Origin of the sequence: Pseudomonas sp. (assembly GCF_037994325.1) — a bacterium.
Taxonomy (GTDB): domain Bacteria; phylum Pseudomonadota; class Gammaproteobacteria; order Pseudomonadales; family Pseudomonadaceae; genus Aquipseudomonas.
Map to the genome: position 1 here is coordinate 1 of NZ_JBBNAH010000582.1, position 9,492 is coordinate 9,492.

Below are 9,492 nucleotides of genomic sequence, written 5' to 3' on the forward strand. Positions count from 1 at the left end.
GCGAGCGTTGTGACAAAAACACCCGCAAAAAATCGGCGCGTTGGCTCGGCTCCGAGGCGGCAATGGCCTCAGCGCTGGGCTCGCTGTGCGGGTCGGGGTTGGACATGGTTTGGCGGCATCAAATCAGAATGGCGCGCAAATGATAATGCCTTGCATTAAAGCCCGATAGAGGCCCCCGGTCGGATCCCGCATAATGGCCGCCGCTTAAGCTTTCAGGAATTGCCCCGTGCTGCCATCGCCTACTCCCAACAGCCTGCTGGTTATCGGCTATGTCTGGCCTGAACCGCGCTCCTCGGCCGCCAGCGGGCATATGATGCAACTGCTCGACTGCTTTCTTCAGCACGGCTGGCAAATCACCTTTAGCAGCCCGGCTAACGATGGCGAGCACAAGGCCGACCTGACGGCGTTGGGCATTCGTGAACAGGCGATCGAACTCAACCACGAAAGCTTCGACACCTTTGTGCGTGAGCTCAACCCGGCCGTGGTGCTGTTTGACCGTTTTATGATGGAAGAACAGTTCGGCTGGCGCGTGGAACAGCAATGCCCGCAGGCACTGCGGGTACTGGAAACGGTCGACCTGCATACCCTGCGTGATGCCCGTCAGCAGTTGCTGAAAAACCACCTGGCCGCAGGTCTTGGAGATGATTGCGCGGCGTTGTTCAATCCGCCGCCGCAAGCACTGTTTCAGCTGATGGCAGCCAGCGACACGGCGCAGCGGGAAATCGCCTCGATCTACCGTTGCGACCTCAGCCTGATGGTGTCCGACGCCGAAATCCGTCTGCTCAGCGAGCCGTTCAAGCTCTCGACGGACTTATTGCTGCACTGCCCACTGCTGCTCGACAGCACGCCGCGAGCCACTCGAGCCTTCGCCGAACGGGCCCACTTCATCAGCATCGGCAACTTTCGCCACGCGCCGAATTGGGACGCCGTGCTCTGGCTCAAACAAAGCATCTGGCCGCTGATTCGCCAGCAACTGCCACAGGCGCAACTGCACATTTACGGTGCCTACACGCCCCCCAAAGCCACCGCCCTGCATAACGCCACACAGGGCTTTCACATCATGAATTGGGCGCCGGACGCGCTAGAGGTCATGGAAGCCGCGCGGGTGTGTTTGGCGCCGCTGCGGTTTGGCGCCGGCATCAAGGGCAAGATTGTCGACGCCATGCTCTGCGGCACACCGAATGTAACCACGCCGATTGGTGCCGAAGGCATGCACGGTGAAGAGGTTTGGCCGGGCGCGATTGTCGATAACGCCCAGGCTTTCGCCGACGCGGCTGTGCAGCTGTACCGCGATGAAAGTCGGTGGCAGCAGGCACAGGATAACGGCTGGAGATTGTTGGCAGCACGCTACCAGATGGCCCATTTCGCGCCATTGCTGATGGCGCGTATCGAGTATTTGCTGGCCAACCTCGAGCAACACCGCTTAGCGAATTTCACCGGCAGCATGCTTCGCCACCACCAGCACAAAAGCACCAAATATATGGCCCAGTGGATCGAAGCCAAAAACCGCCTGTAGGGCGGCCGCGCCACCGCGCCAGAAGCACAGTCGGCACTACATCCTCAACTTGGCCTCGGCGTTGTTCCGCTGGTTGCCAGGAATGTTTACGCGACCCGCTGGGCAAACACTTACATCGCCGTACAGCGGTTTGCCTGAGCCTTGCACCGCGCCGTGCGACCCCTCCCAGCGCCTCGTAAACAGGGCCTAGCGCCCTTCATTCCGCAACCGACCTTACCGAGCCTTGCCAATTAAGCGCGCGCCCGTCGCGCTTAAGGATTATTTAATGAGACCTTTCAACCGCCCCGACCGTGAGAAAAATACCCTGCTGCTGGTGGACTGCCACGAGCGCACCCGCAGCAGCCTGGAGCACAGCCTGCAACGCCTAGGCATGATTGCTCAGAGCGTGACAAACGACGCGCCGCAACCATTCACCGACTACCTGGCCGCTGTCATCGAACTCGAACATTTCGCCAGCCCCCACACCCTGCTCAAACTTAAGCAAGCCAATATCCCCGTGGTGGCGCTAACCCCCCATGAAACCCTGTCACAGGTCCAGCGCGCCTTTGAACTGGGCGCCACTGCCCTGCTGAACCTGCCCATTACCCCGGGCTCGGTATACACCACGGTCATGATGGCAACGGGGCTGCGCGAACGCCTGGACCGTGACACGCAAACCATCGGCGACTTGCAGCAACGCCTCACCGGCCGCCCACAGTTAGCCATGGCGGTGGCGCGCCTGATGGTGGAATACAACCTGGATGAATGCACCGCCTATGAGCGTTTGCGCGTGCTGTCTCAGCGGGTTAACCGCAGCCTCGACCAACTCTGCGCCGAGTTGGCCGCCGACTATGCCCAGCAGCGTGCAGGGCTTTCAGCAGTGCGTGGCTAAACGCGTTGAACGCGCCGTAAACGACAACTGAACGGCGCTGTAATCACACCACGCCGGCCTGGCGTAGCCCTTCAATCTGCGCCAGCTCCAAGCCCAGCAATCGCTGCAACACCGCGTCGGTATGCTCACCCAACAGCGGTGGGGCATGGCGGTATTGGACAGGTGTTTCGGAAAGCCGAATCGGACTGGCCACCTGCGGCAACGTACCGCCCAGCGCATGCGGTACTTCCACCCGCAAACCACGGGCGAGCACTTGTGGGTCGGCAAATACCTGGGCCAAGTCGTTGATCGGCCCACACGGCACGCCCGCCTGTTCCAATGCCGCGACCCACTGCGCCGTGGTTTTAAACACCGTGGCCTGGCGAATCAATGGAATCAGCACGGCGCGGTTTGCCACGCGCTGTTTGTTATTGGCAAAGCGCGGATCATCGGCCCACTCGGCATGCCCGGCCACTTCGCAGAATTTGCGGAACTGGCCATCGTTGCCGACGGTAAGAATAAAGTCGCCATCGGCGGTGGGAAAATCCTGGTAAGGGACGATATTGGGGTGAGCGTTGCCCAGCCGTTTTGGCGGCACACCAGTGGTGAGGTAGTTCATGGCCTGGTTGGCCAAGCAGGCAACCTGCACATCCAGCAGAGCCATATCGATATGCTGGCCGCTGCCGCCCTGCGCTTTATCACCCAGGTCGCGGTGAGCTAAGGCAGCCAGCACAGCGACAGTGGAATACAGGCCGGTGAGGATATCGGTCAGCGCCACGCCGACTTTCACCGGCCCGCCGCCCGCTTCGTCATCGGGCTTGCCCGTCAGGCTCATCAGCCCACCCAGGCCCTGAATCATAAAATCGTAGCCGGCGCGTTTGGCGTAGGGACCGTTTTGGCCAAAGCCGGTGATCGAGCAATAAATCAGCCGTGGGTTAATTGCCTTGAGCGAGGCGTAATCCAACCCGTACGCAGCCAAACCTCCGACCTTAAAATTCTCCAGCAGGATGTCCGACTTGGCGGCCAACTCACGCACCAGGCGCTGACCTTCGGGCTGGGTGAAGTCGACAGTGACCGACTGTTTATTGCGATTAGCCGACAGGTAATAGGCTGCCTCGCTGGTGTTCTCGCCAGCGGCGTCTTTTAAAAATGGAGGGCCCCAGGCGCGAGTGTCATCGCCTACGCCTGGGCGTTCGATCTTGATCACCTCAGCACCAAGGTCCGCGAGAATCTGCCCGGCCCACGGGCCAGCCAATACACGGGAAAGGTCGAGGACACGCAGGTGAGAAAGGGCGCCAGGCATGGGAATCTCGCAAAGGCTTTCGATGATTTTTAGCGGAACCATATTCGGCTCAATAGCGCGAGCGCAGAGGATGCGAACCTCCTTGCAACGCAGCAGCTACTTGGCCGAATTTTAGAAGAACGCTTGAATGCCGGTCTGCGCGCGACCAAGGATCAACGCATGCACGTCATGGGTGCCTTCGTAGGTATTCACCACTTCCAGGTTAACCAAATGCCGCGCCACACCGAATTCGTCGGAGATGCCGTTACCGCCCAACATATCGCGGGCCATACGGGCGATTTCCAGCGACTTACCGCAGCTGTTGCGCTTCATGATCGAGGTGATTTCCACCGCCGCCGTGCCTTCATCTTTCATACGGCCCAAACGCAGGCAACCTTGCAGGGCCATGGTGATTTCGGTCTGCATATCAGCGAGTTTTTTCTGGATCAGTTGGTTGGCGGCCAATGGCCGACCGAACTGTTTACGGTCCAGGGTGTACTGGCGTGCGGTGTGCCAGCAGAACTCGGCAGCGCCCAATGCGCCCCAACTGATGCCGTAACGGGCGGAGTTCAGGCAGGTGAACGGGCCTTTTAAACCGCGTACATCCGGGAAGGCGTTTTCTTCCGGGCAGAACACATTGTCCATGACGATTTCGCCAGTGATCGACGCGCGCAGGCCGACCTTGCCGTGAATCGCCGGGGTGCTCAAACCCTGCCAGCCTTTTTCCAAAACAAAGCCGCGGATCGCGCCTTCATCATCCTTAGCCCAGACCACAAATACGTCAGCGATCGGGCTATTGGTGATCCACATTTTTGCGCCGCTAATGCGATAGCCGCCGTCGACTTTTTTCGCCCGGGTAATCATTGAGCCTGGGTCGGAACCATGGTCCGGCTCGGTCAAACCAAAGCAGCCGATCCACTCGCCGCTGGCCAGCTTGGGCAGGTATTTCTGCTTGGTCGCTTCGTTGCCGAATTCGTTGATCGGCACCATCACCAGGGAAGACTGCACGCTCATCATTGAGCGATAGCCCGAATCCACACGCTCGACTTCGCGGGCGATCAAGCCATAGCTGACGTAGTTCAGACCGCTGCCGCCGTATTGCTCGGGAATGGTTGCGCCGAGCAGGCCGACGTCGCCCATTTCACGGAAAATTCTTGGATCGGTTTGTTCATGACGGAAGGCTTCAAGCACACGCGGCGCCAACTTGTCCTGAGCGAATTGCTGGGCGCTGTCGCGCACCATGCGTTCTTCTTCGGTCAGTTGCTGGTCGAGCATCAATGGGTCTTCCCAATTGAAGCGAGCGTTGGCGGCCATGTGCGAAATCCTCAAATGATGGGTACGGTCCAGCGCGCGGCTGGCGATGGGGTTAATCCTAGTCAGCCCTGGGGAAAAGGCGCAAACGAGGTTTTCGCACACACCTGTGCTAATTTCTCACTCCGTAAGCGCAAAAAAGCCTTAATAGGCTATTTCCGAGTGCAACTAACGCATACGAGTACGCCACGATGCGCCGCAAAATTCCCAGTACAGCCGCCCTGGTCAGCTTTGAAGCCGCCGCCCGCCACCAGAGCTTTACCAAAGCCGCCGAAGAACTGTCGCTGACGCAAAGCGCCATCTGCCGACAGATCGGCGGCCTCGAAGAGTTTCTCGGTATCGCCCTGTTTCGTCGCTCACGGCGAGGCGTGCAATTAACTGAAGCCGGGCTGAGCTACGGCCGCCGTGTCGCGGCGCAACTGGATGCGGTGGAGCGCGACACCCTGTCAGTGATGGGCCAACACGGTGCCAATAGCCTGGAGTTGGCCGTTGTGCCGACCTTTGCTACGCAGTGGTTGCTGCCGCGCTTAAAACACTTTCAGGCGCTGCACCCCGAAGTGACGGTAAACCTCACCAACCGCACCCGGCCCTTTCTGTTTGCCGATACCGAATTCGATGCAGCGGTGTATTTCGGCGACGCGGTGTGGTCGGGTACCGAAGCGCATTTCTTGATGCCGGAAAACTCCTTGCCGGTGTGCAGCCCGGCGCTACTACCGGCCGCAAGCGCATTGAATGCCGAGCGCATTGGCCAACTGCCGCTGCTGCAACAGACCACACGGCCCTATGCCTGGCGTCAGTGGTTCGGCTCGCTAGGCATGAGCGTGCCCAGGGACATGACCGGGCCGCGTTATGAGCTGTTTTCCATGCTCGCCCAAGCCGCGCAACACGAGATGGGCATTGCCCTGATTCCGCCATTTTTGATTCAACGCGAATTGGCCGAGGGAAGCTTGGTGGTCGCCATGCAGCATGCCTGCCTAAGCGACAAGGCCTATCACCTGATGATTCCAGAACGCAAAACCGAGACCGCAGCGCTGCGTGCGTTTCGCGACTGGTTGGTGCAGCAGGCGAAGCAATACCGCGAAACCGCTTAGTAGGGGGCGCTGTGCGCACCGAGCAATATCCGTGCGTACGCCTTGGTGCGCACAACACACCCTACGGATCTATTTCGCCTGATTCATCCAGGTAATCCCTGATGGATTTTGCACAAAAAACAGCCGTTTTCGCCCCTCCGCTCCCCCTTGGCGATAAAAAAAGTCGAAAACGCGACATAAGCCTGATAAAAAGCATGCGCGGCGCCGCGTGCAAAATTGACTTCAGATCAGTAAATACGTGGCTTACAGCGATTTATGCAATGAAAGCCGGAAATTAACTGACCCCGTAGTCAACAAACCTTCCAGCTACAGTTTTGCTGCAGAAAAAATGCCGCACAAACTAATAATTACATTAAAAAACAAGGCATTACAAATACAAAGCAAGCTAACGTAAGTACCGCGCCACTAACCTGTCTTGACCTGATGAACGGTTATTCACGTCAAGGATGCCAATGGCACTGCAACCGGCATGGGGTCAGGCTACAGGCCCCGCCGGCTGCTACTTTCGTCGGGTTAGCAAGTATGGGCGGTCACAGCATGACTTGTAGTTATCTAACGGGTTGCCTTCAGAACTTCTTGATGGCCCCACGGTTCACCTGCAAAATGCCGCGCCCTGCTGGTTGCAAGGCTGCGCCAGCAGGTCGGTTGAAAAACAGGTTGTGCTGATCCGCCTCCCCCAGTGCGCCATCCGCAGTGCTCTGGTCTTTTGAAAAAAACGATCACGCAGGAGATATGAAGTGCACATTGGTGTTCCTCTCGAGACCTTTACTGGCGAGACGCGGGTTGCCGCAACGCCGGAGACCATTAAAAAGCTGATCGCCCAGGGCCATCAGGTGACTGTTCAATCGGGTGCCGGCGTTAACGCCAGTGTGCCGGACAGTGCCTATGCCGCCGTGGGCGCCAGCATTGGCGACGCCGCCGCAGCCTTGGGCGCCGAACTGGTGCTGAAGGTCGTGGCCCCCAATGCCGCCGAGCTGGCTCAGCTCAAATCAGGCGCGGTGCTGGTCGGCATGCTCAACCCCTTCAACAGCGAAAACATTGCGCAGATGGCTGAACGTGGCGTAACCGCGTTTTCCCTCGAAGCCGCGCCGCGCACCTCACGCGCGCAGAGCCTCGATGTGCTGAGCTCGCAAGCCAACATCGCCGGCTACAAAGCTGTGCTGCTGGCCGCTCACCACTACCCGCGTTTTATGCCGATGCTGATGACCGCCGCCGGTACGGTGAAGGCCGCTCGCGTGCTGATTCTCGGCGCCGGTGTGGCCGGCCTGCAGGCCATCGCCACGGCCAAGCGTCTGGGTGCGGTGATCGAGGCATCCGATGTGCGCCCTGCCGTGAAAGAGCAAATCGAATCGCTCGGCGCCAAGTTTGTTGACGTGCCGTACGAGACCGACGAAGAACGCGAATGCGCCGAAGGCGTGGGTGGCTACGCTCGCCCAATGCCGGCCTCGTGGATGCAGCGCCAAGCTGTAGCGGTGCACGAGCGCGCCAAGCAGGCTGACATCGTCATCACTACCGCGTTGATTCCGGGCCGCAAGGCGCCGGTGTTGCTCAGCGCCGAAACCGTGGAACAGATGAAGCCTGGCTCGGTGGTTATCGACCTGGCAGCCGCCCAAGGCGGCAACTGCCCGCTGACCGAAGCTGACCAGGTAGTGGTCAAGCACGGCGTCACCATTGTTGGCCACACCAACCTGGCAGCACTGGTCGCGGCAGACGCCTCGGCACTGTACGCACGTAACTTGCTGGACTTCCTCAAGCTGGTGATCGACAGCGAAGGCAAGTTCCACGTCAACCTCGAAGACGACATCGTCGCCGCGTGCCTGATGTGCCGCGACGGCCAAGTCGTCCGTAAGAACGGCTGAGGACTAGAAAATGGAAGAGCTGATCTCCCCCGGTATCTACAACCTGATCATCTTTGTGCTGGCCATTTATGTTGGCTACCACGTGGTCTGGAACGTAACGCCTGCACTGCACACCCCGCTGATGGCCGTGACCAACGCCATCTCCGCCATCGTGATCGTCGGCGCCATGCTGGCCGCTGCGCTCACCGTTACCCCGCTGGGTAAAACCATGGGCACCCTGGCCGTGGCCCTGGCTGCGGTGAACGTGTTCGGTGGTTTCCTGGTAACCCGCCGCATGCTGGAAATGTTCAAGAAAAAAGCGCCCAAGGCCAAAGCAGAGGGTGACAAGTAATGAGCATGAATTTGGTAACGACCCTGTATCTGATCGCTTCGATCTGCTTTATCCAAGCGCTCAAGGGCCTGTCGCACCCGACCACCTCGCGTCGCGGTAACGTCTTCGGCATGCTCGGCATGGCCTTGGCCGTACTCACCACCGTAGGCCTGATCTACAAACTGGGCGCGGACATCGCTACCCAAGGCATTGGTTACGTCATCGTGGGTTTGCTGGTCGGCGGCACTGCCGGTTCGATCATGGCCAAACGCGTTGAAATGACCAAGATGCCTGAGCTGGTCGCCTTTATGCACAGCATGATCGGCCTGGCCGCGGTGTTTATCGCCATTGCTGCCGTGGTTGAGCCGCAGTCGCTGGGCATCGTCAAGCAACTGGGCGACGCCATCCCTGCGGGTAACCGCCTGGAACTGTTCCTCGGCGCGGCCATTGGTGCCATTACCTTCTCCGGTTCGGTTATCGCTTTCGGCAAGCTCTCGGGCAAGTACAAGTTCCGTCTGTTCCAGGGTGCGCCGGTGGTATTCGCCGGTCAGCACAAGCTCAACCTGATCCTGGGCTTGAGCACGCTGGGCCTTGGCTTGTTCTTTATGTTTACCGGCAACCTGACCGCCTTCGCCGTGATGCTGGCTCTGGCGTTTATTCTGGGCGTGCTGATCATCATCCCAATCGGCGGCGCCGATATGCCGGTGGTGGTTTCCATGCTCAACAGCTACTCGGGCTGGGCAGCGGCCGGTATCGGTTTCTCGCTGAACAACTCGATGCTGATCATTGCCGGCTCCTTGGTGGGCTCGAGCGGCGCGATCCTCTCGTACATCATGTGCAAGGCGATGAACCGCTCGTTCTTCAACGTGATTGGCGGCGGCTTCGGCGGTGCGACCGACGTGGCAGCAGCTGGCGGTTCGAAGGAAGCCCGTCCGGTGAAATCCGGCTCGGCAGACGACGCCACCTTCCTGCTCACCAACGCCGACACCGTGATCATCGTTCCCGGCTACGGCCTGGCAGTGGCCCGTGCTCAGCACGCACTGAAAGAGCTGACCGAAAAGCTGACCCACCGTGGCGTGACCGTGAAGTACGCGATCCACCCGGTTGCCGGTCGTATGCCTGGCCATATGAACGTACTGCTGGCTGAAGCCGAAGTGCCGTACGACCAGGTATTCGAGATGGAAGACATCAACTCCGAGTTCGGCCAGGCCGACGTGGTGTTGGTATTGGGTGCCAACGACGTGGTTAACCCCGCGGCGAAAAACGACCCCAA

General features: G+C 59.5%; 8 protein-coding genes. 6 read left to right on the forward strand and 2 right to left on the reverse strand.

What is annotated here, in order from left to right:
* The first annotated feature begins 229 nt into the window (after nt 1-229).
* Complete coding sequence (locus AAAB16_RS19465; protein WP_340664819.1) at nt 230-1,516, forward strand: glycosyltransferase family 4 protein; 1,287 nt, start codon at nt 230-232, stop codon at nt 1,514-1,516.
* A gap of 265 nt (nt 1,517-1,781) precedes the next feature.
* Entirely contained in the window at nt 1,782-2,387 is a 606-nt protein-coding gene (locus AAAB16_RS19470) for an ANTAR domain-containing protein (protein WP_340664814.1), read from the forward strand.
* A 43-nt stretch (nt 2,388-2,430) separates the two neighbouring features.
* Here AAAB16_RS19470 and AAAB16_RS19475 read toward each other — a convergent pair whose 3' ends face one another.
* Nucleotides 2,431-3,669 carry a CaiB/BaiF CoA-transferase family protein gene (locus AAAB16_RS19475; protein WP_340664820.1) on the reverse strand — a complete coding sequence of 413 codons (1,239 nt, stop codon included), beginning with the start codon at nt 3,667-3,669 and terminating at the stop codon, nt 2,431-2,433.
* A 111-nt stretch (nt 3,670-3,780) separates the two neighbouring features.
* Entirely contained in the window at nt 3,781-4,962 is a 1,182-nt protein-coding gene (locus AAAB16_RS19480) for an acyl-CoA dehydrogenase (protein ID WP_340664815.1), read from the reverse strand.
* Between the two features lie 188 nt (nt 4,963-5,150).
* Here AAAB16_RS19480 and AAAB16_RS19485 point away from each other — a divergent pair, with 188 nt between their 5' ends.
* The 4 genes from AAAB16_RS19485 to AAAB16_RS19500 all read left to right on the forward strand — a co-directional run.
* Nucleotides 5,151-6,050 carry a LysR family transcriptional regulator gene (locus tag AAAB16_RS19485; RefSeq protein ID WP_340664816.1) on the forward strand — a complete coding sequence of 300 codons (900 nt, stop codon included), beginning with the start codon at nt 5,151-5,153 and terminating at the stop codon, nt 6,048-6,050.
* A gap of 737 nt (nt 6,051-6,787) precedes the next feature.
* A complete protein-coding gene (locus tag AAAB16_RS19490; RefSeq protein ID WP_340664817.1) occupies nt 6,788-7,909 on the forward strand; it encodes a Re/Si-specific NAD(P)(+) transhydrogenase subunit alpha in 1,122 nt (373 codons plus the stop codon).
* 10 nt (nt 7,910-7,919) lie between these two features.
* Nucleotides 7,920-8,240 (forward strand): NAD(P) transhydrogenase subunit alpha, encoded by a 321-nt coding sequence (locus tag AAAB16_RS19495; RefSeq protein ID WP_108099125.1) that lies wholly within the window; start codon nt 7,920-7,922, stop codon nt 8,238-8,240.
* Nucleotides 8,240-9,492: NAD(P)(+) transhydrogenase (Re/Si-specific) subunit beta (locus AAAB16_RS19500; RefSeq protein ID WP_340664818.1), on the forward strand; the 1,253-nt coding region annotated here is incomplete at its 3' end. The genes AAAB16_RS19495 and AAAB16_RS19500, both read left to right, overlap by 1 nt.

Coding starts and splice junctions, on each gene's coding strand:
- AAAB16_RS19480 (WP_340664815.1), bottom strand. CDS start 4,962: ATGGCCGCCAACGCTCGCTTCAATTGGGAAGACCCATTGATGCTCGAC.
- AAAB16_RS19470 (WP_340664814.1), top strand. CDS start 1,782: ATGAGACCTTTCAACCGCCCCGACCGTGAGAAAAATACCCTGCTGCTG.
- AAAB16_RS19485 (WP_340664816.1), top strand. CDS start 5,151: ATGCGCCGCAAAATTCCCAGTACAGCCGCCCTGGTCAGCTTTGAAGCC.
- AAAB16_RS19475 (WP_340664820.1), bottom strand. CDS start 3,669: ATGCCTGGCGCCCTTTCTCACCTGCGTGTCCTCGACCTTTCCCGTGTA.
- AAAB16_RS19495 (WP_108099125.1), top strand. CDS start 7,920: ATGGAAGAGCTGATCTCCCCCGGTATCTACAACCTGATCATCTTTGTG.